The following is a 25,942-nucleotide window of genomic DNA, read 5'->3' on the forward strand; positions in this document are numbered from 1 at the left end:
AATAAAAACGCCCGGCGTCGGCCGGGCGCTAGGGTCTGTTCGTCGGTCAGATGCGCTTGGCCTGGGTACCGGCATTGCCGATGTAGCCGGCAGGGGTCAGGGCACGCAGCTCGGCCTTGGCTTGCGCGGGGATTTCCAGGCCGTCGATGAACACCTGCAGGGCCTCGGGGGTGATGCCCTTGCCACGGGTCAGCTCCTTGAGCTTCTCGTAGGGATTCTCGATGGCGTAGCGCCGCATGACGGTCTGGATCGGTTCGGCCAGCACTTCCCAGCAGGCGTCCAGGTCTTCGGCGATGCGCTGGGCATTCAGTTCCAGCTTGCCGATGCCCTTGAGGCTGGCTTCGTAGGCGATCACGCTGTGGGCGAAGCCGACACCGAGGTTGCGCAGCACCGTGGAGTCGGTCAGGTCGCGCTGCCAGCGGGAGATCGGCAGCTTGCTGGCCAGGTGCTGGAACAGTGCGTTGGCGATGCCGAGGTTGCCTTCGGAGTTCTCGAAGTCGATCGGGTTGACCTTGTGCGGCATGGTCGAGGAGCCGATTTCGCCGGCCACGGTCTTCTGCTTGAAGTAGCCGAGGGAGATATAGCCCCAGACATCGCGATCGAAGTCGATGAGGATGGTGTTGAAGCGGGCGATGGCGTCGAACAGTTCGGCGATGTAGTCGTGCGGCTCGATCTGCGTGGTGTAGGGGTTCCAGGTCAGCCCCAGGTCGCCTTCGATGAATTCGCGGGCGTTGGCTTCCCAGTCGATTTCCGGATAGGCCGAGAGGTGGGCGTTGTAGTTGCCCACGGCACCGTTGATCTTGCCCAGCAGCGGCACCGCCGCGACCTGGGCGATCTGTCGTTCCAGGCGGTAGACGACGTTGGCCAGTTCCTTGCCCAGGGTGGTCGGCGAGGCCGGCTGGCCATGGGTGCGCGACAGCATCGGCACGTCGGCGAACTGTAGCGCGCGCGCGCGGATCGCCTCGGCGATCTGGCGCATCAGCGGCAGCAGCACATCGTCGCGGCCTTCACGCAGCATCAGCGCGTGGGACAGGTTGTTGATGTCCTCGCTGGTGCAGGCGAAATGGATGAATTCGTTGACCGCGGCCAGTTCCGGCAGTTTGCGTGCCTGCTCCTTGAGCAGGTATTCCACGGCCTTGACGTCGTGGTTGGTGGTGCGCTCGAATTCCTTGACGCGCTCGGCATGCTCGATCTGGAAGTCTTCCGCCAGTTGCTCGAGCAGGGCGTTGGCCTCGCTGGAGAACGGAGCGACCTCGGGGATGCCGGTATGGGCGGCGAGACGCTGCAACCAGCGCACTTCCACCTTGACGCGGCTTTTGATCAGGCCGTATTCACTGAAGATCGGCCGCAGGGCGGCGGTTTTGCCGGCATAGCGGCCATCGACGGGGGAAACCGCAGTGAGCGAGGAAAGCTGCATGGAGTTCTCGACGGTCGTGTTCGAAAAGGGCGCACATCATACATGAAACGGCCCGGAGGATGCCCTTGGATGTGCGGGGTAATTGCGGCCTGGGTGGCAAAGAACCGACAAGAGCGCTGGAGGCTTGAGGCTGGACGAGAGCGTGTGGCAACCGCTGCTTTTCGTCCAGCTTTCCAGCCTCCAGCGCTCTTGTCGTCCGCTTATTGGTGCCCGTCCATCAGCGGGTAGAGCGCCTTGAGCAGGCGTCCGCGGCAGACGATCATGTGCCAGCGGTGGCCACCGACCTGGCGCCAGAGCCTGACCGCGCGGATGCCGGCCAACAGCAGGGCGCGGATCTTCGCGGCATTGTCGTGCTGCTGCAGGAAACGCATGTCGCCCTGTACCTGGATGCGCTGGCGCAGGGTGCTGATGGTGTCCTGGTAGAGGCCGCCCAGCGAGGAAATGACATTGTCGTGGAGCAGGCCGAAGTGTTCGATCTGGAACTGCACCTGGTCGAGGCGGCTGCCGATGGTCTTCAGCATGTCCTCGCGTTTGACCAACTGGCGCTCCAGGCCGATCAGCCCGAGGGCATAGCGCAACGGGTCGCGTTGCAGGCTGTCGGTGTCGCGCTCCAGGGTGCCGGCCAGGGCACGGTAGCCGTCGCGCAGGTTGAGATCGTCGCCGCCGTATATATCCAGTATCGAGTCGTGGTCGCGGATCATCAGGCTGCGCAGCATGCATTCCAGCGCTGCCGATGGGGTCTGGCCGGTCTTGGCGACGCGGTCGACCAGTATCGCGGCTTCGAAGACCGCGCCCAGCGCGATCATCTGCTCTCGGGTGCTCATTCGTGCTCTCCTTGGCTCCACGGCACGGTGCTCTCGATGACGCCGCCGCCCAGGCAGATTTCCCCATCGTAGAAAACCACCGACTGGCCGGGCGTGACGGCGCGTTGCGGTTCGTCGAAGGCGGCGCGGTAGCCGTTCTCCGTGCGCTCCAGGGTGCAGGCCTGGTCGGCCTGGCGATAGCGGACCTTGGCCCGCAGGCGGCGCGGCTGTTGCAGTTCGAACGGGTTGACCCAGTAGATGTGCGAGACGTGCAGGGCGCTGGAGAACAGGCGCGGGTGATCGTTGCCCTGGCCGACCACCAGCACATTGCGCTGCAGGTCCTTGTGCAGGACGTACCAGGGCTCTTCTCCGGCATCCTTGAGGCCGCCGATGCCAAGCCCCTGGCGCTGGCCGATGGTGTGGTACATCAGGCCGTGATGGCGGCCGATAACCGTGCCCTCGGTGGTTTCGATATCGCCGGGCTGGGCGGGCAGGTACTGCTTGAGAAAGTCGCTGAAACGTCGTTCGCCGATGAAGCAGATGCCGGTGGAGTCCTTCTTCTTCGCCGTGGCCAGGCCATGGCGTTCGGCGATGGCGCGTACCTGCGGTTTTTCCAGTTCGCCGACCGGGAACAGGGTCTTGCCGATCTGCTCGCCGCCCACTGCATGCAGGAAGTAGCTCTGGTCCTTGTTGGCGTCCAGGCCCTTGAGCAGTTCGCTACGACCGTCGATATCGCGGCGGCGTACGTAATGGCCGGTGGCGATCAGGTCGGCGCCTAGCATCAGCGCGTAGTCGAGGAAGGCCTTGAATTTGATTTCCCGGTTGCACAGGATGTCCGGGTTGGGCGTGCGGCCTGCCTTGTATTCGGCGAGGAAGTGCTCGAACACGTTGTCCCAGTATTCCGCCGCGAAGTTCGCCGTGTGCAGCTTGATGCCGATACGGTCGCAGACGGCCTGGGCGTCCGCCAGGTCTTCCCGGGCGGTGCAGTATTCGGTGCCGTCGTCTTCCTCCCAGTTCTTCATGAACAGGCCTTCCACCTGGTAGCCCTGCTCCAGCAACAGCACGGCGGAAACGGAAGAATCCACGCCGCCGGACATGCCGACGATGACGCGGGTTTTGGCTGGAGATGAGGTTGAAATGGACATGGCGATCCGCACTGCGATATTCGAATCGCGGGATTCTAGCAGACTTGGTGGGGTGCGCTTCAGGCGGCGGGCTCAGGGGGCCTGCATTAAATCCCGGCCCATGGCCGTGGAAGTTGGGTAATCGTGTGCCATCTCGTTGCGACTGGATTGGCAACCGTGTGTCTGGTTATAGAGTGTACAGCGTGACCTCGGGCTCATCGTCCCTGTGCGAATGCCTGGTGGCGGGACGGGGCACGCGTGAATACCTCCCTGTAGCTCTTCGCCGCCATCCCTGGCGGCGAAGGCCCCGCCCCGCCACCAGGCATTCGCACAGCCATCTTCAGCGGCGCTTGTGGGGAAGAGCGGGAAACCGAAAGCCCTACAAATGATCCAGGCACCGCGAGACGGCTCTTTCCATAGTCGCCTCGGTATTGCCGCGAGCCTGTCCAGCCCCGCTACGAAACCTTCGTCGGCAGGGAAGCGCCCTCTTATTCATATGAGCGACGGGTTCATGTGTGTTTCGTCGCGGGGCTGGCCGGGTTCGCGACACCACGGACAACAGAACACCGACAGCGGCGTACGATCAGTCACACACTTGATTGCCAATCCAGCCGACTGTCGCGTCCGCTGGAGCAGGGTATATGCCTGCCCGGGAGTGGAAGCGAGGGGGCATGCGATTGCCCTGGCTGCGGACTGCTGGTTTGAAGCTGAAAGCGGAAAAGGCTTGATCGGGTTTGCTGGGGGAGGCGGCGCACCTTGCGTAAAACGTCGCCATTCACCCTGTGCTCGATCGTTGGCTCTAGGCTTTTACCAGCGACAGCGGGAAGTGTTCGCCACTCAGGTAGTCGTCGATGCAGCGCAGCAGCAGTTCGCTGCGCCAGCGGGAGCGTTGCTGCAGTATCTCGTCGCGGGTCATCCAGTGAGGGCCGATGATGCCGTGGTCGAGCGGGCTGTCGGGAAGGTGGCGCAGGGGGCGGGCGCAGAAGCAGATGCGCTGGTAGGTCACGCCGTTCGACGGCGCGGTGTAGAGGTATATGCCGGTGACGCCGGTCAGTTCGACTTCCCAGCCGGTTTCCTCCAGCGTTTCGCGTAATGCGGCGTCAAGCAGGCTTTCATCCGCTTCCAGGTGGCCGGCCGGCTGATTGAACACGGCCTGTCCGCCAGCCATTTCCTCGACCAGGAGGAAGCGCCCGCGGTCTTCGATGATGGTGGCGACGGTGATATGGGGGTACCAGTCCATGTGCTGTACCTGTGTCGGTTGGGCGGAAACAGAACCCCCGGCACGTGGCCGGGGGTTCTGTCAGGCTTTCGCGGGCTTTACGCCAGGGTGTCCAGCGCTGCGTTGAAGGTCGAGCTTGGGCGCATGACCTTGTTCACCAGCTCCTGGTCCGGGCGGTAGTAGCCGCCGATATTGACCTGGTGCCCCTGGTTGGCGTTCAGTTCGGCGACGATGGTCTTCTCCTGTTCGGTCAGGGTCTTGGCCAGCGCTGCGAACTGGGTGGCCAGCTCGGCATCTTCGGTCTGCGCGGCCAGGGCCTGGGCCCAGTACAGCGCCAGGTAGAAGTGGCTGCCACGGTTGTCCAACTGGCCGGTCTTGCGCGACGGCGACTTGTCGTTGTCGAGCAGCTTGCCAGTGGCTTCGTCCAGGGTGCGGCCGAGGATCTTGGCCTTGACGTTGTCGGTCTTGATGCCGGTTTCTTCCAGGGAGACGGCCAGGGCCAGGAACTCGCCCAGGGAGTCCCAGCGCAGGTGGTTCTCTTCGACCAGTTGCTGTACGTGCTTGGGTGCGGAACCGCCGGCACCGGTTTCGTACATGCCGCCACCGGCCATCAGCGGCACGATGGAAAGCATCTTGGCCGAAGTGCCCAGCTCCATGATCGGGAACAGGTCGGTCAGGTAGTCGCGCAGGACGTTGCCGGTCACCGAAATGGTGTCCTTGCCACGGATCAGGCGCTCCATGCTGACGCGGATGGCTTCGTTGTAGCCGGCGATGCTGATGTCGAGGCCGCTAAGGTCGTATTCCTGCAGATACAGTTCGACCTTCTTGCGCAGTTCGTTGTCATGGGCGCGCTCCGGGTCCAGCCAGAAGATGGCCGGGGTATTGGACTGGCGGGCGCGGGTGACGGCCAGCTTGACCCAGTCGCGGATCGGCGCGTCCTTGGTCTGGCAGGCGCGCCAGATGTCGCCGGCTTCCACTTCATGTTGCAGCTTGACGGTGCCGTCGGCCAGTACCACGCGGACGATGCCGTCGGCCTGCAGTTCGAAGGTCTTGTCGTGGGAGCCGTATTCCTCGGCTTTCTGCGCCATCAGGCCGACGTTCGGTACGCTGCCCATGGTGGTCGGGTCGAAGGCGCCGTTGGTTTTGCAGAAGTTGATCATTTCCTGGTAGATGCGCGCATAGGTGCTTTCCGGCATCACCGCCTTGGTGTCTTTCTGCTTGCCGTCCTTGCCCCACATCTGCCCGGAGTTGCGGATCATCGCCGGCATCGAGGCGTCGACGATCACGTCGCTCGGTATGTGCAGGTTGGTGATGCCCTTGACCGAGTCGACCATCGCCATTTCCGGACGGTGGCTATAGACCTCGTGGATGTCGTGGAGGATTTCTTCCTGCTGCGAGGCGGGCAGGGACTTGATCTTCTCGTAGACGCTGCTGATGCCGTTGTTCGGGTTGACGCCCAACTCCTTGAACAGTTCGCCGTACTTGTCGAACACGTCCTTGTAGTAGACGGTCACGGCGTGACCGAAGACGATCGGGTGGGAGACCTTCATCATGGTCGCCTTGACGTGCAGGGACCACATCACGCCGGTTTCCTTGCAGTCCTGCAGGGTCTTCTCGAAGAACTCGCGCAGCTTCCTCGCGCTCATGAACATGCCGTCGAGGACTTCGCCCGCTTCCAGCTTCAGGGTCTTCTTGACTTCGACCTTGCCGTCCTTGCCGACGAATTCGATGCGGACTTCACCGGCCTTGTCCATGGTGAAGGACTGTTCGCTGGAGAAGAAGTCGCCGCCGCGCATGTAGTCGGCGTGGGATTGCGAGGCCATGCTCCATTTGCCCATCGAGTGCGGGTGCTTGCGGGCATAGGCCTTGACCGCGGCCGGGGCGCGACGGTCCGAGTTGCCTTCGCGCAGGACCGGGTTCACGGCGCTGCCGAGGATCTTCGCATAGCGGGCCCGGACTTCTTTTTCTTCTTCGGTCTGCGGGTCTTCCGGGAGGTCGGGCAGGTCGTAGCCTTTGCTCTTCAGTTCGGCGATGGCGGCCTTGAGCTGGGGAACGGAGGCGCTGATGTTCGGCAGCTTGATGATATTGGCATCGGGAGAAAGGGTCAGTTTCGCCAGTTGGGCGAGGTCGTCCTGGATGCGCTGTTCGGCGGGGAGGCGGTCGTTGAAGGTGGCCAGTATGCGCCCGGCGAGAGAGATGTCACTGGTTTCGACGGCTATGTCGGCTGAGGCGGCGAAGGCTTTTACGATGGGAAGAAGCGAGTAGGTGGCGAGTGCGGGTGCTTCATCGGTGAGGGTGTAGACAATCTTCGAACGAGTGGACATCGGGTATTAACTCTCTTCTTTGCTGGGCGTGCACAGAGTCTCGAGGTGCGCTGGATAGGCGCTTTCGTTCAATGGAACATTGGCCGAAGGTCGAGAGCTTGCCGCGGTGATTTAGGGCACCAGTAGAGCGTCGAGCGGCTGGGTCATGGTGGTGACACGGTCGCTTCAAGGGCCGCTAGCTCCGCATGAGAGTGTGCGGCCCTCAATGACTATGAAGTCATGTGTCGCAGTATATCACCGATATTCGATGGCAGAAGAGTGCCTCGAATATGCCATGCTGCGCGTCGGACCCGGCTGGGGGCGCCAGCGGCGCATGGCGGTGGGCGGGCTGCACAGGGGCAACGGAGGGAAGTGGCAAGGCCGGTGGTATGCCGGCCTTGGCTCGTTTCAACTGTGCAGATGTTCCGCGGCGTGCAGGGTGTTTTCCAGCAGGCAGGCGCGCGTCATGGGGCCGACCCCGCCGGGTACTGGCGTGATCCAGGCGGCGCGCTGCAGGGCGGGCTCGAATTCGACATCGCCGACGAGCCGGCCATCAGGCTGGCGATTGATGCCGACGTCGATGACGATGGCCCCTGGTTTGATCCATTCGCCCTTGATCAGGCCGGTTATGCCGGTAGCGACCACCAGCAGGTCGGCGCGACTCACCTGTTCGGCCAGGTTCCTGGTGAACCTGTGGGTGACGGTCGTGGTGCAGCCGGCCAGCAGCAGTTCCAGTGCCATTGGTCGTCCGACGATGTTCGAGGCGCCGACCACCACGGCCTCGAGGCCGTGCAGATCGACCCCGGTGCTTTCCAGCAGGGTGATGATGCCCTTGGGCGTGCAGGGGCGCAGCAACGGCATGCGTTGCGCCAGGCGGCCTATGTTGTAAGGGTGGAAGCCGTCCACATCCTTGTCGGGGCGGATACGCTCCAATAGCTGGGAGGCGTCGAGGTGCTTCGGCAGTGGCAGTTGCACGAGGATGCCGTCGATCTCCGGCGTTTCGTTGAGGCGGTCGATCAGTTCCAGCAGTTCCTGTTGGCTGGTCTCGGCGGGCAGGTCGTGGGCGATAGAATGGAAGCCGACCTGTTCGCAGTCCTTGCGTTTGTGGGCCACGTAGACTTCGGAGGCCGGGTCGTTACCGACCAGGATGACCGCAAGCCCGGGCGCGCGCAGCCCTTGGGCGCGACGTTGCTGTACACGAGTGGCTATATGCTGGCGGATATTGGCAGCGATCGTTTTACCGTCGATCAGTTGTGCGGTCATGTCGCTTGGTCAACCATCGGAAGGGATTGGAAAAGGGCGCGCATTCTCGCATGTCGTGCCAGCGCGGCAAAGTCGTGGATATCGAGGAGCAGGGCGATCGCACTATGCACGGCAAACAGCCGAAAACAACGCTGGAGGACTCGAGGCTGGACGAAAGAGCGTGGCAACCAGTGCCTTTCGTCCAGCTTTCCAGCCTCCGGCGCTTTTATCGAAGGCCCTTGCCGGTGAATAACGGTACAGCGCGATCGCCCTGTATCGAGGGGGGGGTTAACTATCTGAAATTTTTTGATTTTTGCTGTTGACCTGGTGTTTTCGGGTCTATAAGATTCGTCCCGCTTGTCGAGCACAGCCTGTCGCAGGGTAGGAAAGCTTCGAGGTTTTTCTTCGATAGCATTCAAGCTTGAACCTGTAGTTCGTCGGAATTGCGAGTTCGAAAGCGCCCGTAGCTCAGCTGGATAGAGCATCCGCCTTCTAAGCGGATGGTCGCAGGTTCGAGTCCTGCCGGGTGCGCCATTGAGTGCTCTGGCACAAGCAAAGCAATATGGTGGGCGTAGCTCAGTTGGTAGAGCACAGGATTGTGGCTCCTGGTGTCGAGGGTTCGATCCCCTTCGTCCACCCCATATTCCAGAAACGCCAGGCCAAAAGCCTGGCGTTTCCGTTTTCAGGTTCGAGCCGCGCGGACGTGGTGAAATTGGTAGACACACCAGATTTAGGTTCTGGCGCCGCAAGGTGTGAGAGTTCGAGTCTCTCCGTCCGCACCATCTCTCGATAAGCATCGGTCATTTGCGCCCATGGGGCGGGGAAATTCCCGGCCGGGGGCGCTTCCGTTTTCCTGGTTTTTCTTTCTCGATCGGCTTTCGGGTCGGTGTCCTGCTGTGCCCTATTGCCGCTTCATTCGCTTCCGCGCCCGGCGTTGCGCTTGTCGTCGCCCTGTGGATGCTTGCCAGCGGCCAGGGCCTGGTTGACCGACAGCCAGTTGCTCACGGCGGCATCGCCGGCCTCGGCGAAGGCTCGGGCCAGCAGGCGGGCCTGTTCGCGGCGCAGGGCATGCTCAAGCCTGGCGCCTTCCGCGCTCAATTGCAGTTTTCTCTTACGCTTGTCGTCTTCGTCGGGCAGGCTTTCCACCAGGTGCATTTCCAGTAGCTGGCGCAGGGGGATGTTCAGCGCCTGCTTGCTGACGCCGAGGTAGCCGAGCAGGTCCTTGACGCTCAGGCTCGGGTAGTTGGCGATGAAGAACAGGATGCGGTGGTGGACGCGCGACAGTCCGCGGCGTGCCAGCATCTCGTCGGGCTTGGCGGTGAAGGCCTGGTAAGCGAGGAAAAAACTTTCCATTATCTGGCGCTGAACGGTGCTTTTTTTTAGGTCAGTCATATTGACGTATTTGCCGGCGCGGGAGTAATTTTAGTCAAGTATTTTGACTTATTGGGCCCGGTATACCAATGGCTTTTTCCGAACGCGTCGATCGTCTCAAGAGTTCTCTCATTCGTGAAATCCTGGCTGCTGCACAGCGCCCGGAGGTCATGTCGTTCGCTGGGGGCCTGCCTGCCGAACCCATGCTGCCGGAGGTGTCCTGGGAGCGGATGCCGGCGAGCATCGGCCAGTATGGGATGAGCGAGGGGGAGCCGGCGCTGCGTGAGGCGATCGCCGAGCAGGCGCGGGCGCTCGGTGTGCCCTGCGCGGCCAGCCAGGTGCTGGTTCTCAGCGGTTCGCAGCAGGCGCTCGACCTGGTTTCCAAGCTGTATATCGACAAGGGTACCGAGGTCTTGCTCGAGGCGCCGACCTACCTGGCGGCGTTGCAGTCCTTCCAGTTGTTCGGCGCCGATTGCCTGACGGTCCCGCTGCAGGCCGATGGCATCGACCTGCAGGTGTTGCGTGCGCGCCTGCAACGGCACAAGCCGGCGTTCGCCTACCTGATTCCGACGTTCCAGAATCCGTCCGGCATGCGCTATAGCGCGGCCAAGCGAGAGGCGGTGGCGGCGCTGCTGGATGAATTCGGGGTGACCTTGCTCGAGGACGAGCCTTATCGCGACCTGGTTTTCGATGAGGTGGAGGCGCGTCCAGTGGTCAGCCATCTGCGCAAGTCCAGCTGGATCTACATGGGAACGCTATCGAAGACCCTGCTGCCGGGGCTACGCGTCGGCTATCTGATCGCGACGCCCGATCTGTTCCCGCATCTGCTGCGCTTGAAGCAGGCGGCGGACCTGCATACCAATCGCATCGGCCAGTGGCAGGCGCTGCAATGGCTGGGGAGCGAGCATTATCGGCAGCACCTGCAGGCCTTGCGGCTTTTCTACCGCGAGCGACGTGATGCGATGCAACTGGCGCTGGAAGAGCATTTCGGCGATATCGCGCAGTGGCACCTGCCCCAGGGCGGCCTGTTCTTCTGGCTGGCCCTCAAGCAGCCGGTGGATACCCGCGTGCTGTTGCAGGCGGCTCTGGCGCGGAACGTGGCATTCATGCCGGGGGAGGCGTTTTTCGTCGAGCCGGAGCGCAACCCGGGTTATCTACGGCTGAATTTCAGCCATGTGGCGCCGGAGCGCATGGGGGAGGGGTTACGGCGCTTGGCCGAGGTCGTAAGGGCCGAGCAGAAGGTCTGGCGCGAGAGTGCCGGGGAATTGTCCGTGCAGGGGGCGTAACGGAGAGGTGTATGTTCAAGGTCTATGGTGACTACCGGTCAGGCAACTGTTACAAGGTCAAGCTGATGCTGCATCTGCTCGGGTTGGACTATGAGTGGGTGCCGGTCAATATCCTGCGTGGGGAAACCCGCTCGGAAGAATTCCTGAAGAAGAATCCCAACGGCAAGATTCCCGTGCTGGAGCTGGAAGACGGGACCTGCCTGTGGGAGTCCAATGCCATCCTCAACTTCCTCGGTGACGGCAGTCCGCTGCTGCCGAGCGATCCGCGCCTGCGTACCCAGGTGTTGCAGTGGCAGTTCTTCGAGCAGTACAGCCATGAGCCGTTCATCGCTGTGGCGCGCTATATCAAAGTCTATCTGGGCATGCCGGCGGAGCGCCAGGAGGAGTATCAGGCCAAGCTGCTGGATGGCTATCACGCGTTGAATGTGATGGAGCAGCAACTGCTGCGCACGCCCTACCTGGTGGGCGATCGCTATTCAATCGCGGACGTGGCCCTGTACGCCTATACCCATGTGGCCCATGAGGGTGGGTTCGACATGAGCGGTTATCCGGCCATCCGCGCATGGCTGCAGCGCGTCGAGGCGCAGCCGGGGCACGTGGGGATGTTCGACTAGATACGACTCGGGAAGCCGTGCGGGGCATGCTGCCGCCCCGCATGCCGTGAGGCCGTTATTTCACCAGCCCGAGGAATTCGCCGCGGGTGGCGGCGTTCTTTCTGAATTCGCCAAGCATGACCGAAGTGATCATGGACGAATTCTGCTTTTCGACACCGCGCATCATCATGCACATGTGCTTGGCTTCGATGACCACGGCCACCCCGGCCGCGCCGGTGATCCGCTGGACCGCCTCGGCGATCTGATGGGTGAGGTTTTCCTGGATCTGCAGGCGGCGGGCATACATATCGACGATGCGTGCCACCTTGGACAGGCCGAGCACCTTGCCGCTGGGCAGGTAGGCCACGTGCGCCTTGCCGATGAATGGCAGCATGTGGTGTTCGCACAGCGAGTAGAGCTCGATGTCCCGCACCAGCACCATTTCGCTGTTATCCGAGCTGAACAGGGCGCCGTTGGTGACTTCTTCGAGGGTCTGTCGATAACCCTTGCACAGATACTGCATCGCCTTGGCGGCACGCTTGGGCGTATCCCGCAGACCTTCACGGTTCACATCCTCGCCGAGCTGGCCGAGGATCGCGGTGTAGTGCTGTTCTATTTCTTTATTACTAGAGTCCATGGGGCTTCCAGGGAGTGGTAATTTTCTTGGCGGTGAAGGGCGACATCATACCTGCCATCCGCCGGATAGTTGCGTCTATGTGGCGAAATTGTACTGCGATTGCCGATGGATGCCGAAGATGCATCAACGGGTCGCGATCCAGATCAGCAGGCCGGCCTGGAACAGGCAGAAGGCGATCAGGCAGACGATGGTAAAGCGCAGGCCGCCGTCTTCGCGTCGGTATTTGGCTATCTGTTCCTGCAGTTCGGCGATGTGGGCTTCCTGCTTGGCAAGATTCTGGTCGGCCTGTTCGAGCATGCTGGCCGAATCCAGCAGTTCGATGATCTGGACCTTGTCCTGGTTCCAGTCGCCGCGCAAGGCGCTGACACGAGGCGCCGAATAGCTGCCCTTGAACTGGTGCTCGAGGTTGTACTCGACATCGAAGCCCTGGGTCTGCAGGAAATGGTCGCGCAACTGGCGCTGTTCCTCGTGGCCGTTTTCCGCGAGGGTGCCGCCCTCGACCAGATAGTGCGACCAGCTCTTCTGGGCCCAGAGTACCGCCTGGGCCAGCAGGAAGCGGCCCAGCCCGCGATTGGCCGGAACGATGCTCAGGCCACTTTCCGGGCCGAAGCGCAGGGTCTTGTTTTCGTGATCGGCCCAGACTTCCAGGGTGTTCTGCTTGTGCGAGCGTTTCTGCCCGGTTTGATGGATGAACAGCCGCAGCAGGCTTTCCTCCGGGCTGTGACGCTCCACCTGGGCCAGTTCGACGAAGCGCAGCGGGCGGGGCCCGGTGTATTTGTCGGCGGCCAGGGGCGCCAGGCGCAACAGACGGAAGCGCTCGGGGGCCAGCTCCGCCCAGGGGTGCGCTGGCGGTACTTGTTCGGCGTTCTCGGCATTCTCGGCGGGCGCTATGGGCGTCTCGGGCGTGTCGGTCATTCCTGGCATCTCGTTGGCTACAGGCTGGGCGCGTCGTTAGTGTTATCGGCGGCGACCAGTCTAACTTCATGCTGGCAGGATGGCATTGTTTCGCAGGAATTCACCGATCGCTTTCAGCAATTCGTGAGCGATAGGCAGGTGCGCATCGTCGTAGGAGGCCAATTGCTGCAGGCCGTGCTCGGGAACGATGCGCAGCATATGGTTCATGCCGTCGATCAGCGCCAGTTGCGCGTCAGGCCTGGCCTGATGCAGCCGTTGCGCATCCTTGACCTGCACCTGGATGTCGTTGCGGCCCTGGGCGATCAGCGTCGGTATCCGTACCGCGGCGAGGGCGTGGGCCGGGTCCTGGCGCAGCAGGGTAATCAGGTAGGGCTGCACGCTGGGCCTGAACAGGGCGTGCAGGGGCGCTGGCACTTCGTCGACCTGGCGTCCGGCCTTGAGTTCGTCGAGCAGGTAACCGCTGCTGGCCAGCAGTGCCGGAGGCAGGCGCCCCTGCAGTTGCTCGCGCAGCAGCAGGTCGAGCGGTCGGCCACTGCCGGCCAGGCTGATCAATGCCGCCGCACCGCTGTGGGGGGCGGCCAGGCTGGCGACCAAGGCGCCTTCGCTGTGGCCGACCAGCAGCAGGGGGCCGAGGCGTGGGTCAGCCTGTAGGGTGCGCGACCAGGCCAGGGCGTCCTCGACGTAGCCTTCCAGGCTCAGGTCGCGCTCGTCCGGCGCGGTCGCGCGGCTGGCGGCGATGCCGCGCTTGTCGTAGCGCAGGCTGGCGATGCCCTGGCGGGCAAGGGCCTGGGCGAGTTTTTTCAGGGTGTCGCTGTGGGCCTGGGGGTTGTTGCCGTCGCGATCGGTGGGGCCGGAGCCGGCGATCAGCAGGGCGACCGGGACGGGGTGGTCGCGCTTGGGCAGCAGCAGGGTGCCGTATAGCGTTCCGCTATCGATCTTCTGCTGCATCGGCTGGCTGAGCAGGCTGTGGGAAAAGGCGTTGGGCATGAGCATCAGGAAGGTCGTGAGCAGTAGTAGGAGGCGCATGGAGTGTCTGGCGTCGGTTCGGGGAAGCACTATATAAGGTGCCACGGTACGGTTGCGATCTTGGAGTGTCGGGAGAGAGGAAAGTGCGGGGGTGGTCGTGCGGTACGCCCCCGATTGACCAGACACTCTATTGCCAATCCGCTCCAGCGAGACGGCGCGCGATCATCCTGGGCCTGCGACCGTGAGCCGGGGCGGGTTCGAAACGCCGAGTGGCGGCAAGCCGGCGGCGCTCAGGTATACTGCCTGACTTTTCCTACAGGCTGATCGCGGAGCGTCCTGCATGTCCGGCAATACCTACGGCAAGCTGTTCACCGTCACCACCGCCGGCGAGAGCCATGGTCCGGCCCTGGTCGCCATCGTCGACGGTTGCCCGCCGGGCCTGGAGCTTTCCCTGGAGGACCTGCAGCGCGATCTTGACCGGCGCAAGCCGGGCACCAGCCGGCATACCACCCAGCGCCAGGAGGCCGACGAGGTGGAAATCCTCTCCGGCGTGTTCGAGGGGCGTACCACTGGCTGCGCCATCGGCCTGTTGATCCGCAACACCGACCAGAAGTCCAAGGATTATTCGGCGATCAAGGATCTGTTCCGCCCGGCCCATGCCGATTACACCTATCACCATAAGTACGGGCTGCGCGACTACCGGGGCGGTGGCCGCAGTTCCGCGCGGGAAACCGCCATGCGGGTGGCCGCGGGCGCGATTGCCAAGAAGTACCTGGCCAGCCTCGGCATTACCGTGCGTGGCTATATGAGCCAGCTCGGCCCCATCGAGATTCCATTCAAGGGCTGGGACAGTGTCGGGCAGAACGCTTTCTTTTGCCCCGATGCGGACAAGGTGCCGGAGCTGGAGGCCTATATGGACCAGTTGCGGCGGGACCAGGATTCGGTCGGGGCGAAGATCACCGTGGTCGCCGAAGGGGTGCTGCCGGGCCTCGGTGAGCCGATCTTCGATCGCCTGGACGCCGACCTGGCCCATGCCCTGATGAGCATCAACGCGGTCAAGGGCGTCGAGATCGGCGCCGGTTTCGCCAGCGTCGCCCAGCGTGGCACCGAGCATCGCGACGAGTTGACGCCCGAGGGGTTCATGTCCAACAACGCCGGCGGCATCCTCGGCGGTATTTCCAGTGGCCAGCCGATCGTCGCCCATATCGCCTTGAAGCCGACTTCCAGTATCACCATGCCGGGGCGTTCCATCGATGTCGATGGCAATCCGGTGGATGTGGTGACCAAGGGGCGCCACGACCCCTGCGTCGGCATTCGCGCCACGCCCATCGCCGAGGCGATGATGGCCATCGTGCTGCTCGATCACCTGCTGCGCCATCGGGCGCAGAATGCCAATGTGCAGGTGAATACGCCGGTGTTGGGGCAGCTATGAGCATTCTGGGCATCTATCAGCAAGAGCATCCCGAGCAGCCGCTCAAGATGTTGACCCACCATGAGGACATCGCCGCCGAACTGGCACCGCTCGCTGTCACTCTGGAGCGCTGGCAGCCGGATGCACCGCTCTCGGCCACGGCGACCGGCGATGAGCTGCTGGCGGCCTACCGGCAGCCGGTCGCCGCATTGCTGGAGGGGGGGGGCTACTCTGAGCATGCGCTGCTTCGCCATGATCATCCGAGCCTGGCGGGGCGCCTGGGCGAGCATCGCCAGGTTGGCGGCGAGGCATTGCTATGCCTGTCTGGCCGGGCGCTGATCAGCCTGCCGCATGGCGAGTATGTCTACCGGGTGCTGTGCGAGCGGCATGATCTGCTCATCCTTCCCGCGGGCACGCTGCACTGGCTGGACATGGGCGATAACCCCTATTTCGTGGTGATCCGCTGCACCCGTGACGGGGAGTCGGAGGCGAGCGGAAACCCGATCGCCGAGCGCTTTCCAGGGCTGGACGACCTGGGGCTCTGAGCCCCATGCCTTAACATGTTTGTGCGGCTTGCGGAGAGAAGCCGCTGCTCGAGCCCTTCACCCTGTCGGTCAAGCGTATGGCTCAGGTGTGGCGCACTACGGGCTCCCTTCTCCTCTTGCGGGAGAAGGGCTGGGGAAGAGGCGCCCGCCAGGGCGTTGCTGCAATAGCACTCGGCCCCGGACTGTCTGGCGGCAGCCCTTTTCCCGCGAGGGGGGAAGTCCGCATATGGCCGGCCGCCTGTAGCCGCGTTTCCCCGCTATTCGTTCTGGCAAGGACGTTGAAAGACATGCCTCTGATCCCCTGTGTTTCACGTGTTCGAAGGGCTGCGATCGGGTAGAAGCAGTCGGAAGCTGGGGGCGGTATCCACGCAGGGTGCGCCGTGCGCGTCGGGGAGATGGCGCACCCTGCAACGGCTGCAAGCTCACCCCTCTAGCCTGGGCCTGTTCCTTCCCGGCGGTTTGCTCCGGCATCGTTCGAAACTTCGCGGCCAAGGCCGTTCCCGCAGCCATGCCGAGCCGGGTGGCACTTTAATGGCGCTTGCGTTGTCCTAATCGTCGCCTGGGCCGCAAGGTCCTGCCCTGCAACATCCGGGAAACCTTCCCGCTCTCTTCATGATCGTCACGATCACGCCTTCTCATCAGCGAAAGGAGCATTCGCTCATGTCCGATCCGCAAGCCAGGCCATCGCGCTGGCAGACCACGATTCTCTGGCCCGTTTTCATCCCCGCTGTATTGTTCGCCACCTTGCTGGTGGTCGGCACCATCAGCCGACCGGAATTAGCCAGCGAGGCCTTCGCCTCGATGCTGGCGTATATCACCGCTAATTTTGGCTGGTTCTATATGCTGGCCGTGTCACTGTTCCTGATGTTCGTGGTGCTGGTGGCCTGCAGCAAGTGGGGGCGCATCAAGCTGGGGCCGGATCATGCCGAGCCGCAGTACAGCTTCCCGGCCTGGTTCGCCATGTTGTTTTCCGCGGGCTATGGCATTGCCTTGCTGTTCTTCGGGGTGGCCGAGCCAGTGCTGCATTACGCCGACCCACCCGAAGGCGCGCAGGGGCAGACGCTGGATGCGGCACGGCAGGCCATGCAGATCGCCTTCTTCCATTGGGGCTTTCATATCTGGGCGATCTACGGGCTGGTCGGGCTGGTGCTGGCGTATTTTTCCTTTCGCCATGGGCTGCCGCTGGCGATCCGTTCCGCACTCTACCCGCTGATCGGCGACCGTATCTATGGGCCGATCGGGCATGCGGTGGATATCTTCGCCATCCTTGGCACGTTGTTCGGCATCGCCACCACCCTGGGGTTGTCCGTAGCGCAGATGAATGCCGGGATGAACTACCTGTGGAATGACATTCCGGTCAGCACCGGCGTGCAGATCGCCTGTATCGCGGTCATCACCACCATGACCATGGGCTCGGTGGTGGCGGGCATGGACAAAGGCATCAAGACCCTGGCGATCCTCAATATGGTGATCGCCACGGCGTTGATGCTGTTCGTGTTCCTGGTCGGCCCGACCATCTTCATCCTGGAAACCTTTCTGGAGAACACCGGGCGCTACCTGAACAATATCGTCGAGCGCACCTTCAACCTGCAGGCTTACTCGCGCAGCGACTGGATCGGCAACTGGACGCTGTTCATCTTCGGCTGGACCATCGCCTGGGCGCCCTTCGTTGGTCTGTTCATCGCCAAGATCAGCCGGGGCCGCACCATTCGCCAGTTCGTCTTCGGCGTGATGCTGGTGCCGACCCTCTTCACCTTCTTCTGGTTCTCGGTGTTCGGCGACACCGCCCTGCACCTGATCATCAACGAAGGCTATACCTCGCTGATCGGCGAGGTGAAGGCCGATAACGCCATCGCCTTGTTCAAGCTGTTCGAACTGTTGCCGCTGACTTCCATCGTCTCCGGCATCACTATCCTGCTGATCGCCCTGTTCTTCGTCACCTCGGCGGACTCCGGGGCGCTGGTAGTCGACTCGCTGGCCTCTGGCGGAGTGATGAATACGCCGGTCTGGCAGCGGGCCTTCTGGGCCATCCTCAGTGGCACCCTGGCTTCGGTGCTGCTGCTGGCGGGCGGTCTCAAGGCATTGCAGAGCATGGCTATCGCCAGTGCGCTGCCGTTCGCCATCATCATGCTGCTGTCGGCGTTGGGCATGTGGCGGGCGCTGGTGATCGAAGGGCACCGGGAAACCAGCATGCGCTATTCGCAGCAGGCCGGGCGCTACTGTGCGCCGAACGGGCCGACACTGTGGAAGAAGCGCCTGGCCGGGATCGTCAATTTTCCGCGCAAGGATGAGGTCGAGCATTTCGTCCGGCGCACCGTGCTGCCGAGCATGATCCGCGTTGGCAAGGGCCTGGAGGAACAAGGCTGGCCGGCCCGGGTGAGCTACGACGACGATCTGGGGCGCGCCTGGCTGGAGGTGGTCAAGCCCGAGCAGCTCGACTTCCTCTACGAGATACGCCTGCGCGAATACGCCCGGCCATCCTTCGCCTACCCGCAGATGGACCGTTCCGAGGAGGCGGACGAGCACTACTATCGGGCCGAGGTGTTCCTGCGCCGTGGCGGACAGTCCTACGACATCTATGGCTACGACAAGGCGGAGATCATCAGCGATATCCTCGACCAGTTCGAGAAGTACCTGCACTTCCTGCATATCTCCCCCGGCAACCTGCCGTGGAACATGGCCGAGCACGATGAAATGCTGCAGCAGGAGGGTGGCGAAGGAGCATCCGAGAAGGGCAGCTAGCAACTGTCGCGACAGCCTTGCGCAGGGTGCGCCGCCGCGTACCAGGGATAGCTGTCGATCGCCCGGGTGCGCATGGCGCACCCGGCGCGTGCATACGATGTGTGCGCCGGCTTGCCTCAGGCAGGCCGGCGTTTTTGTCTGCGGATGCGCTGCTTTTCCTGCCTTGTGGTGGGTTTGCACTGCCTCGGTGCGAAATGTCGCGATACGCATGGTTTTGGGGCGAAAATAATCAACAAAATCAACAAAACCCACTTGACGGTTTAAATCCAAAATAGCCAAATATCACTCGAGCCAAACATCTCCTTTTCGGTAGAAGGCCGAGATATGAGCGATTTCGCAAAAATACCTAGTGTCCTTGATGCATCGGCAGCGATACGGGAGTGTCGTCTTGATCCGGCGTCCCTGGTAAGGGATTGCATAGATTCAATAAAATCAACAAATCAGTCACTTAATGCGTTTGGCGATCTTTACGAGGAGGCGGCGCTGGAGCAGGCCCGCGAGATGGCGCGGGAGGCTCGTGTCGGGCGGGTGCGCGGGCCATTGCACGGTGTGCCTTTCGGCATCAAGGATCTGTTCTACACCCAGGGCCTGCGTACCACGCGGGGTTCGCTGACGGCCCTGGATTTCGTGCCCGAGCGGGACGCACCGATCATTCGCCGCCTGAAGCAGGCTGGCGGCATCATCCTCGGCAAGACCGCGACCACCGAGTTCGGCTGGACGGGCGCGAGCACTTCGCGGGTGTTCGGTAATGGCCGTACACCCTGGGACCAGCGGCTGACCAGCGGCGGGTCCAGTTCCGGTTCGGCGATTGCGGTGGCGGCGCGCATGGTGCCGGCCGCGCTCGGTTCGGATGGCGGCGGTTCGGTGCGCATTCCCAGCGCCTTCTGTGGCACCTTCGCGCTCAAGGCCACGCTCGGGCGCATCCCGACCTGGCCCTGGTCGGCCACCGAGATGCTCAGCCATGCCGGGCCGATCACCCGCACCGTGCGTGACAGCGCGCTGCTGTTCGATGTGCTGAGCGGGCCGGACGCGCTGGACCATCAGGCGCTGCCGGCCCCGCAGGCATCCTACCTGGCCGCGTGCGAGGCACCCCTGGTGCCGCTCCGGGTGGCTTACTGCAGGACGCTGTTCGATGTCGCCGTCGATCCGCAGATCGCCGCCGCGGTGGACGCCGCGGTGTCGCAGATGCGCGAGGAGCTGGGCGTTGCGGTCGAGGAAATCCACCTGGACTGGCAGGACCCGGTACGCATATTCGAGACCCTCTGGGCGGCCGGCCGCGGGATCGCCTACGGCAAGACCCTGGCGGACCGCCTGGACTTGCTCGACCCGGGGTTCGCCAGGCTTATCGAGGGGGCCGGGCGTTTCGACCTGGAGCAGTACCTGGATGCCAGCCGGGCGCGCGCGCAGTTCTCCAACCAGGTGCAGCAGTTGTTCGAGGGTTATGACCTGCTGCTGCTGCCGACGCTGCCGGTGTTGCCGTTCAGCGCCGATGCGGTCGCGCCGCCAGGCTTCGAGCGCCCGGATTCGCTGGTGCCATGGGCGGCGTGGACCCCCTTCACCTATCCCTTCAACATCACCGGCAACCCGGCGGCGAGCATTCCCTGTGGCGTCAGCCGCGAGGGCCTGCCGATCGGCCTGCAGGTGGTGGGCGCGCGCCATCAGGAGGGCGCCGTGTTCAACCTGTGCGCCCACCTGGAGGCGATCAACCCCTGGGAGCAGCGCATCCCGGACTTGTGACCCGCGCGCCCAGAGCAGGCCGTGCAGAAGCCTGCCCGGCGTCACCTTTGCCAATCGCTTTTTGCATTCACGGATATAAAGGAGTCAAACGATGCCAAGTATCAATCGCCGAAAGTTTTTGAAAGGGGCTTCGATCGCCGGTGCGGCCGCCATGGCCGTCAGGATCAACCCGGATTTCCTGATGAGTTCGGCCTTCGCCGCCGAGGGCAGGACACTGACCTTCTACTCGGCGGAAAACCTGACCGGCAACTGGGACCCGTCCTCCCACAGCACGCTGGCGCAGATGAACCTGGAGAGTTTCGTGTTCGGTACGCTGTGCCGGGCGCCGATGACCATGGCCAACCCCGATGAACTGAAGATGGAGCTGGCCGAGTCGATCACGCCGATCGATCGCCACACCCTGGAAATCACCCTGAAGAAGGGCATCAGTTTCCATGATGGCAGCCCGTTCTCGGCCAGGGACGTGAAGGCCACCTTCGAGTACGCGTCGCGCCCGGATCGCCCGGCGCAGAACTATCCGGGAACCTGCAAGGTGCATGTGCTGGATGACTACACCTGCCGTGTCGACACCAGCGAGCAGGGTTATCCGGCCAGCCTCTATATCCTGTTGTCGGCGTTCCTGCCGATCATGTCCGCCAACGATATCGAGGCCGGCAGTCTGTCGCAGAGAGCGAATGGCACCGGGCCGTTCCGCTTCGTCGAACAGAAGGGCAACACCTCGGTGCTCGAGGCCTTCGACGGCTACTACCTGGGCAAGCCGAAGATCCCCGGCCTGAACTTCGTCTTCGTCGGCGATGCCACCACCCGGGTCATGGCGTTGCTCAATGGCGAGGCCGACCTGATCGAGCGCCTGGAGCCCGAGCAGATCCAGACCATCCAGAAACGCAAGGACATGGCGCTGCACAAGCTGGTCTCGGTGGAGAACAAGTACCTGTGGTTCCGCTGTTCCAAGCCGCCGTTCAATGACCCGCGGGTGCGCCTGGCCGCCTGCCACGCGATCGACCGCGAGATGATCCTCGAACTACTCGGCGAGGCCGGCCACCCCTGCGCCTCGCATATCTCGCCGGTCAAGTTCGGCTACACCGATGTGCCGAACTATCCGGAGTTCGACCCGCAGAAATGCCAGGCGCTGCTGGCCGAGGCCGGCTATCCGAACGGCCAGGGTCTGCCGCCGCTGGAGTACATCACTTCGGTCGGTTTCTACCCCAAGACCCAGGAGTACGGCGAGCTGATCACCGCCATGCTGCAGGCGCAGGGTTTCCCGGTGGAGCTCAACGTGATGGAAGTGGCCGCCTGGAACGAGCGGCTATACGACCGCCCCAATGGCGGCCCCGGCCATATGATCGACTGTGGCTGGGCTTCCGGCTCGCCGGAGCCGGATCTGGTGCTGCGCACCCACTTCCACTCCAGTTCAAAGCGCATCACCGGCATCGAGGACAAGGAAATCGATGCTGCGCTGGACAAGGAGCAGGGCATCGAGGACCTGGAGGAACGCAAGCGCGTGCTGCAGACGGAGACCCTGCCGCTGCTGGCGGCCAAGGTGCCGTCCTACGCGCTCTTCACCTCGGTGTTCTTCCATGCCATGCGCGCGGACCTGAAGGGGCTGTTCATCTACCCCAACGGGCAGATGGATGCCGCCGCCGCCGAGTACGTCTGAGAACCTGCTCACGATCTGCTGCGCGTCGGCCCTGCTGCGTTAAAAACAGGCTCGGAATGCTCATTTACCACTTGTAAACTCCGCTTCCTCGCCTGTTTTTGCCTTGCAGGACCTGGCTCGCGAGATCGTGAACAGGTTCTGAACCACGCGGCGCCGCCCGGCGCCGTCTTCTGAAACCCGCTGCATCCCGCCCGCTACGGCGGGAAGGGATGCCGCTGCCTGCCGACCGGGAGCACCGACGTGGACAAGCTCTATTACCTGGGCAAGCGATTGGGGCAGGGTGCCTTCATCGTCCTGCTCGTGTCCTTGCTGATCTTCACCTTGCTGCGGGTGATGTCGGGCGACCCGGTGCGCCTGATCGTCGGCGGCATGGCGCCCGATCACGTGGTCGAGCAGGCCGCCAGGGACCTGGGCCTGCGCGACCCGATGCTGGTGCAGTACGGCCGCTATCTGGCCGGGCTGGTGCAGGGCGACATGGGGCAATCCTTCATCCGCCCGAAGAGCGGCGCCACCATGGGCGGCGCGGCCTACGACGACCCGACCCGCAGCGAGCGCGCCGAAGTCGCCGAGCTGATCATGCGAGCGCTGCCCTATACCCTGCAACTGGCGGGGCTGGCTTTGCTCATCGCGTTGCTGGTATCGCTGGCGCTGGGCATACCCGCCGGCCTCAACCCCGGCAAGTGGCAGGACAAGCTGGCGTTCTTCACTGGCTCGATCTTCGTCTCGCTGCCCAACTTCTGGCTTGGCATCGTACTGATCCTGGTCCTCTCGGTGCAGCTCAAATGGGTGCCGGCGATCGGCTACGGTGGCTTCAGCTATACCTGGCTGCCGGCCATCGTGCTGGCGGTGGAGCTGATCCCCTTTCTCACCCGCACGCTGTCGGTGTCGATCGCCGAGATCATGACCCAGCCCTTCATCGCCGCGGCCCGCTCGCGCGGTATCGGCCGTGCACGGGTGGTGTTCGGCCATGCCCTGCGCAATGCCAGCGTGCCCTTGCTGAACCTGCTGGGCATCCAGCTCTCGGCGCTGATCGGCGGGGTGCTGGTGATCGAGTTCATCTTCGACTACCCGGGCCTGGGCCTGCTGACCATCCAGGCGGTGCTGCAGCGGGATTTCCCGCTGATCCAGGGCATCGCCATCCTGACCGCAGTCATCTTCGTCTGCATCAACATCATCGTCGACTTCATCGCGGTGCTCATCGACCCGCGTCTGGATCACTGACATGACCGATATTCTCAGCCATTCGCCAAGCGCCGGGGTGCAGCCGGTGGCATCGCCGGCCCGGCAGATACTGCAACTGGCCCTGGGCTCCTGGGGCGGCAGGATCGGCACACTGGTGTTCGCCATCATGGTCGCCGGCTGCCTGCTCTATCCCTGGTTGTCGGGCATCGACCCCAACGCGATGAACATCAAGTCGCGTTTCCTGCCGCCGCTGTTCTTCGATGGCTTCCAGTGGGCGCACCCGCTGGGGACCGACCAGCTCGGGCGCGATATGCTGGTGCGGGCCTGCATCGGCCTGCGCTATTCGCTGCTGATCGGCATCTGCACGGTGCTGCTGATGCTGGCCATCGGCTGCACCCTGGGCACCCTCTCCGGGTTCAAGGGGCGGCTGACCGATACGCTGATCATGCGCATCACCGATGTGCAGCTGTCGATCCCGATGATCATCCTGGCGATCGCCGTGCTGGGCGCGGCGCGGCCCTCGGTGGGGGCCATCATCCTCGTGCTGGGGCTGTCCGGCTGGCCGCTGTATGCCCGCGTGGTACGCAGCGCGGCGCTGGCCGAGCGCAACCGCGACTATGTGCGTAGCGCCCGCATCATGGGAGCTTCCGACCTGCGCATCATCGCGCTGCTGGTGGTACCCAACATCATCCCGCCGGTGCTGTTCGTCGCGGTGCTGGATATCGCGCGCATGGTGATCTGCGAGTCCATCCTGGGTTTCCTCGGCCTGGGCGTGCAGCCGCCGACCCCGACCTTCGGCAATGTCATCGCCGATGGCCGCAAATACCTGATCAATGCCTGGTGGATCGCCACCATTCCGGGACTGCTGCTGGTGGTTCTGCTGACCAGTATCAACCTCATGGGCTCGGCGCTGGAGCGTGCCCGCAACCGTGTCTACGGAGGCAAGTGATGAGCAGCCAGGTGAGCGTAAGCGTGGCGGATTTCTCGGTTGCCGTGGCGGCCACCGGCAAGCTGCTGGTCGACCGGGTGTCGTTCGCCATCGCCCCCGGCGAGGTGCTCGGGGTGATTGGCGACAGTGGCGCCGGCAAGACGGTGCTGGCCAAGGCGCTGGCCGGCTGGCTGGGGCGCGACCTCGCCGCGCTCGGCGGTACCCTGCGGGTCGGTGAGTCGAGCATCGCGGCGCCGCAACTGGCGTCCATGGCGCGTGGCCAGCGTACCCGCATCGGTTTCGTCGGCGGCGACCCGAGCAGTGCGCTGAACCCCACGCTGACGGTCGGCAAGCAATTGATGGAACGCCTGCGCGCGGCGCGGCCGGGTATCGGCCGGGCGGAAGGGCGGCGGCGCATCGTGCAGTTGCTCAGCGACGTGCGCATCCCTTCGCCGGAGGCGCGGCTGGAGGAATATCCGTTCCAGTTCAGCGGCGGCATGCTGCAGCGGGTGATGATCGTCGATGCCCTGCTGGGCGATCCGGACTTTCTGGTCGCCGACAATATCACCCAGCCGCTGGATGTGACTGTCGGCGCGCAGATCCTGCGGCTGGTCCGCCGGGTCGCGCGCGAGCACCGCACCGCCATCCTCTACCTGACCAGCTCGCCGGCGATTGCCCGCGACGTGGCCGACCGCCTGCTGGTCCTCGATCAGGGCGCGGTGGTGGAGGAGGGTGAGTCGCACGCCCTGCTGGGCGACCCCGCGCATGCCGCCACGCGGCGGCTGATCGCCCAGCAGCCGGGGCTCTGGCGCAATGTCGAGGCGCGGCCGGTGCACAGCCATGAAGGCGTCATGCCCTCCATGGCGGTGCTCGATGTGGCCCAGACCTACCACCACCAGCGCCGTGCGGTGAAAGCCGTGCGCCAGGCGACCTTCGATGTCTTCCCCGGCGAGAACTTCGCCATCGTCGGCGAATCGGGCTGCGGCAAGTCGACCCTGACACGTATCCTCGCCTGGCTGGAAATACCCGAGAAGGGCGATATCGAGCTGTTCGGCCAGTCCCTCAGCTTCCTGCCGAAGAAGCAACTGGTGAAGCTGCGCCAGCAGTTTCAGTTGTTGTTGCAGGACCCGTTCAACTCGCTGCCGCCACGCATGACCATCGGCCGCATGATCGCCGAGCCGCTGCTGATCCACCAGCGGCTGGGCAAGGCGCAATTGCGCGAGCGGGTGCTCGCGGCCATGGCCGAGGTCGGTCTGGACCCTGCGCTGCACGACCACCTGGCGCTGAACCTGAACGGCGCCCAGCGCCAGCGCATCGCCATCGCCCGGGCGCTGATCCTGTCGCCTAAGCTGATCATCCTCGATGAAACCCTCAGCTCGCTGGACCCGGGCGAACAGCAGAAGCTGCTGGAGCTGTTCGATCGCCTGCAGAAGAAGCACGGCCTGACCTACATCTTCATTTCCCACGACCTGGCGATGGTGCGCCGCAGTTGCGATCGGATCGCGGTGATGTACCTGGGCGAGATGGTCGAGGTCACGGATAACCAGACACTTTTCAGCAACCCTGGCCATCCTTATACCCGCGCCTTGCTCAGCGCCGTATCGACCCTCGAGGACAACCCCTTCGCCGCCAGCGAGTACCTGCTCGAAGGCGAGCCACCGAGCCCGATCGACGTGCCGCAGGGCTGCGCGTTCCGCACCCGCTGCCCCAGGGCCATGGAGATCTGCGCCAGTGTCTCGCCGACGCTGGACCGCCGCGAGGGCGCGGCCGGCTACACCGCCTGCCACCTCAACCGCCGCCCGCCAGCGGTCGAGTCGCCGCTCACACGGGGTCTGGCCTGATGCGCGCCGCGCCGCAGCGCCAT

Annotated in this window: 20 protein-coding genes and 3 tRNA genes; 13 read left to right on the forward strand and 10 right to left on the reverse strand. The window is 63.7% G+C overall.

Going from position 1 to position 25,942, the window contains the following annotated elements:
• Positions 1-46: 46 nt before the first annotated feature.
• From purB to folD, 6 genes are all read right to left on the reverse strand, one after another.
• On the reverse strand, positions 47-1,417 hold the full coding sequence (purB, locus tag DNJ95_RS06285; RefSeq protein ID WP_131183877.1) for an adenylosuccinate lyase: 1,371 nt from the start codon (positions 1,415-1,417) through the stop codon (positions 47-49).
• Positions 1,418-1,617: 200 nt separating this feature from the next.
• Positions 1,618-2,241, reverse strand: a complete 624-nt coding sequence (hflD, locus tag DNJ95_RS06290; RefSeq protein ID WP_131183878.1) for a high frequency lysogenization protein HflD — start codon at positions 2,239-2,241, stop codon at positions 1,618-1,620.
• Positions 2,238-3,365, reverse strand: a complete 1,128-nt coding sequence (gene mnmA, locus DNJ95_RS06295; RefSeq protein ID WP_131183879.1) for a tRNA 2-thiouridine(34) synthase MnmA — start codon at positions 3,363-3,365, stop codon at positions 2,238-2,240. The genes hflD and mnmA overlap by 4 nt, the downstream gene beginning before the upstream one ends.
• Positions 3,366-4,143: 778 nt before the next feature.
• Positions 4,144-4,584 (reverse strand): NUDIX hydrolase, encoded by a 441-nt coding sequence (locus DNJ95_RS06300; protein ID WP_131183880.1) that lies wholly within the window; start codon positions 4,582-4,584, stop codon positions 4,144-4,146.
• A 77-nt stretch (positions 4,585-4,661) separates the two neighbouring features.
• Positions 4,662-6,887 (reverse strand): NADP-dependent isocitrate dehydrogenase, encoded by a 2,226-nt coding sequence (locus DNJ95_RS06305; protein ID WP_131183881.1) that lies wholly within the window; start codon positions 6,885-6,887, stop codon positions 4,662-4,664.
• A 387-nt stretch (positions 6,888-7,274) separates the two neighbouring features.
• Positions 7,275-8,129, reverse strand: a complete 855-nt coding sequence (gene folD / locus DNJ95_RS06310) for a bifunctional methylenetetrahydrofolate dehydrogenase/methenyltetrahydrofolate cyclohydrolase FolD (protein ID WP_131183882.1) — start codon at positions 8,127-8,129, stop codon at positions 7,275-7,277.
• Positions 8,130-8,565: 436 nt separating this feature from the next.
• Here folD and DNJ95_RS06315 point away from each other — a divergent pair.
• The 3 genes from DNJ95_RS06315 (at position 8,566) to DNJ95_RS06325 (ending at position 8,890) form a co-directional block, all read left to right on the forward strand.
• Positions 8,566-8,642, forward strand: a tRNA-Arg gene (locus DNJ95_RS06315).
• A gap of 31 nt (positions 8,643-8,673) precedes the next feature.
• Positions 8,674-8,749: transfer RNA gene (locus DNJ95_RS06320), tRNA-His, on the forward strand.
• Between the two features lie 56 nt (positions 8,750-8,805).
• Positions 8,806-8,890, forward strand: a tRNA-Leu gene (locus DNJ95_RS06325).
• A gap of 130 nt (positions 8,891-9,020) precedes the next feature.
• Here DNJ95_RS06325 and DNJ95_RS06330 read toward each other — a convergent pair.
• Entirely contained in the window at positions 9,021-9,500 is a 480-nt protein-coding gene (locus DNJ95_RS06330; RefSeq protein WP_131183883.1) for a MarR family winged helix-turn-helix transcriptional regulator, read from the reverse strand.
• Positions 9,501-9,568: 68 nt separating this feature from the next.
• Here DNJ95_RS06330 and DNJ95_RS06335 point away from each other — a divergent pair, with 68 nt between their 5' ends.
• Positions 9,569-10,765 carry an aminotransferase-like domain-containing protein gene (locus tag DNJ95_RS06335; protein ID WP_131183884.1) on the forward strand — a complete coding sequence of 399 codons (1,197 nt, stop codon included), beginning with the start codon at positions 9,569-9,571 and terminating at the stop codon, positions 10,763-10,765.
• Between the two features lie 11 nt (positions 10,766-10,776).
• The gene (locus DNJ95_RS06340) at positions 10,777-11,379 is read left to right on the forward strand and encodes a glutathione S-transferase family protein (protein ID WP_131183885.1); all 603 of its coding nucleotides are present in this window, start codon (positions 10,777-10,779) and stop codon (positions 11,377-11,379) included.
• Between the two features lie 55 nt (positions 11,380-11,434).
• On the opposite strand, the gene folE is transcribed toward DNJ95_RS06340, so the two are convergent.
• From folE to DNJ95_RS06355, 3 genes are all read right to left on the reverse strand, one after another.
• Complete coding sequence (gene folE, locus DNJ95_RS06345; protein ID WP_131183886.1) at positions 11,435-11,995, reverse strand: GTP cyclohydrolase I FolE; 561 nt, start codon at positions 11,993-11,995, stop codon at positions 11,435-11,437.
• 123 nt (positions 11,996-12,118) lie between these two features.
• Positions 12,119-12,910 (reverse strand): hypothetical protein, encoded by a 792-nt coding sequence (locus tag DNJ95_RS06350; protein ID WP_131183887.1) that lies wholly within the window; start codon positions 12,908-12,910, stop codon positions 12,119-12,121.
• A gap of 66 nt (positions 12,911-12,976) precedes the next feature.
• Positions 12,977-13,936, reverse strand: coding sequence for an alpha/beta hydrolase (locus tag DNJ95_RS06355; protein WP_131183888.1), 960 nt, complete (start codon positions 13,934-13,936; stop codon positions 12,977-12,979).
• Positions 13,937-14,216: 280 nt separating this feature from the next.
• Between DNJ95_RS06355 and aroC the strand changes: the two genes are divergently transcribed.
• The 8 genes from aroC to DNJ95_RS06400 all read left to right on the forward strand — a co-directional run bounded on the left by aroC (position 14,217) and on the right by DNJ95_RS06400 (position 25,919).
• Positions 14,217-15,308 carry a chorismate synthase gene (aroC, locus tag DNJ95_RS06360; RefSeq protein WP_131183889.1) on the forward strand — a complete coding sequence of 364 codons (1,092 nt, stop codon included), beginning with the start codon at positions 14,217-14,219 and terminating at the stop codon, positions 15,306-15,308.
• Positions 15,305-15,832, forward strand: coding sequence for an acireductone dioxygenase (locus tag DNJ95_RS06365; RefSeq protein ID WP_131183890.1), 528 nt, complete (start codon positions 15,305-15,307; stop codon positions 15,830-15,832). Before aroC ends, DNJ95_RS06365 begins: the two co-directional genes overlap by 4 nt.
• Before the next feature lie 660 nt (positions 15,833-16,492).
• Positions 16,493-18,574 (forward strand): BCCT family transporter, encoded by a 2,082-nt coding sequence (locus tag DNJ95_RS06370; RefSeq protein WP_131183891.1) that lies wholly within the window; start codon positions 16,493-16,495, stop codon positions 18,572-18,574.
• A gap of 342 nt (positions 18,575-18,916) precedes the next feature.
• Positions 18,917-20,311: an amidase gene (locus DNJ95_RS06375; RefSeq protein WP_242671880.1), complete on the forward strand. Its 1,395-nt coding sequence runs from the start codon at positions 18,917-18,919 to the stop codon at positions 20,309-20,311.
• A 91-nt stretch (positions 20,312-20,402) separates the two neighbouring features.
• Positions 20,403-21,968 carry an ABC transporter substrate-binding protein gene (locus DNJ95_RS06380; RefSeq protein WP_131183893.1) on the forward strand — a complete coding sequence of 522 codons (1,566 nt, stop codon included), beginning with the start codon at positions 20,403-20,405 and terminating at the stop codon, positions 21,966-21,968.
• A 240-nt stretch (positions 21,969-22,208) separates the two neighbouring features.
• Complete coding sequence (locus DNJ95_RS06390) at positions 22,209-23,189, forward strand: ABC transporter permease (RefSeq protein ID WP_131183894.1); 981 nt, start codon at positions 22,209-22,211, stop codon at positions 23,187-23,189.
• A gap of 1 nt (position 23,190) precedes the next feature.
• A complete protein-coding gene (locus tag DNJ95_RS06395) occupies positions 23,191-24,099 on the forward strand; it encodes an ABC transporter permease (protein WP_131183895.1) in 909 nt (302 codons plus the stop codon).
• On the forward strand, positions 24,099-25,919 hold the full coding sequence (locus tag DNJ95_RS06400) for a dipeptide ABC transporter ATP-binding protein (RefSeq protein ID WP_131183896.1): 1,821 nt from the start codon (positions 24,099-24,101) through the stop codon (positions 25,917-25,919). The genes DNJ95_RS06395 and DNJ95_RS06400 overlap by 1 nt, the downstream gene beginning before the upstream one ends.
• The last annotated feature ends 23 nt before the right edge of the window (positions 25,920-25,942 follow it).

Source organism: Stutzerimonas kirkiae, assembly GCF_004327335.1.
Taxonomy (GTDB): Bacteria; Pseudomonadota; Gammaproteobacteria; order Pseudomonadales; family Pseudomonadaceae; genus Stutzerimonas; species Stutzerimonas kirkiae.

What these genes read in the sequence shown, in the direction of transcription:
- purB (WP_131183877.1), bottom strand. Translation starts at nt 1,417, where the DNA reads ATGCAGCTTTCCTCGCTCACTGCGGTTTCCCCCGTCGATGGCCGCTAT.
- hflD (WP_131183878.1), bottom strand. Translation starts at nt 2,241, where the DNA reads ATGAGCACCCGAGAGCAGATGATCGCGCTGGGCGCGGTCTTCGAAGCC.
- mnmA (WP_131183879.1), bottom strand. Translation starts at nt 3,365, where the DNA reads ATGTCCATTTCAACCTCATCTCCAGCCAAAACCCGCGTCATCGTCGGC.
- DNJ95_RS06300 (WP_131183880.1), bottom strand. Translation starts at nt 4,584, where the DNA reads ATGGACTGGTACCCCCATATCACCGTCGCCACCATCATCGAAGACCGC.
- DNJ95_RS06305 (WP_131183881.1), bottom strand. Translation starts at nt 6,887, where the DNA reads ATGTCCACTCGTTCGAAGATTGTCTACACCCTCACCGATGAAGCACCC.
- folD (WP_131183882.1), bottom strand. Translation starts at nt 8,129, where the DNA reads ATGACCGCACAACTGATCGACGGTAAAACGATCGCTGCCAATATCCGC.
- DNJ95_RS06330 (WP_131183883.1), bottom strand. Translation starts at nt 9,500, where the DNA reads ATGACTGACCTAAAAAAAAGCACCGTTCAGCGCCAGATAATGGAAAGT.
- DNJ95_RS06335 (WP_131183884.1), top strand. Translation starts at nt 9,569, where the DNA reads ATGGCTTTTTCCGAACGCGTCGATCGTCTCAAGAGTTCTCTCATTCGT.
- DNJ95_RS06340 (WP_131183885.1), top strand. Translation starts at nt 10,777, where the DNA reads ATGTTCAAGGTCTATGGTGACTACCGGTCAGGCAACTGTTACAAGGTC.
- folE (WP_131183886.1), bottom strand. Translation starts at nt 11,995, where the DNA reads ATGGACTCTAGTAATAAAGAAATAGAACAGCACTACACCGCGATCCTC.
- DNJ95_RS06350 (WP_131183887.1), bottom strand. Translation starts at nt 12,910, where the DNA reads ATGACCGACACGCCCGAGACGCCCATAGCGCCCGCCGAGAATGCCGAG.
- DNJ95_RS06355 (WP_131183888.1), bottom strand. Translation starts at nt 13,936, where the DNA reads ATGCGCCTCCTACTACTGCTCACGACCTTCCTGATGCTCATGCCCAAC.
- aroC (WP_131183889.1), top strand. Translation starts at nt 14,217, where the DNA reads ATGTCCGGCAATACCTACGGCAAGCTGTTCACCGTCACCACCGCCGGC.
- DNJ95_RS06365 (WP_131183890.1), top strand. Translation starts at nt 15,305, where the DNA reads ATGAGCATTCTGGGCATCTATCAGCAAGAGCATCCCGAGCAGCCGCTC.
- DNJ95_RS06370 (WP_131183891.1), top strand. Translation starts at nt 16,493, where the DNA reads ATGTCCGATCCGCAAGCCAGGCCATCGCGCTGGCAGACCACGATTCTC.
- DNJ95_RS06380 (WP_131183893.1), top strand. Translation starts at nt 20,403, where the DNA reads ATGCCAAGTATCAATCGCCGAAAGTTTTTGAAAGGGGCTTCGATCGCC.
- DNJ95_RS06395 (WP_131183895.1), top strand. Translation starts at nt 23,191, where the DNA reads ATGACCGATATTCTCAGCCATTCGCCAAGCGCCGGGGTGCAGCCGGTG.
- DNJ95_RS06400 (WP_131183896.1), top strand. Translation starts at nt 24,099, where the DNA reads ATGAGCAGCCAGGTGAGCGTAAGCGTGGCGGATTTCTCGGTTGCCGTG.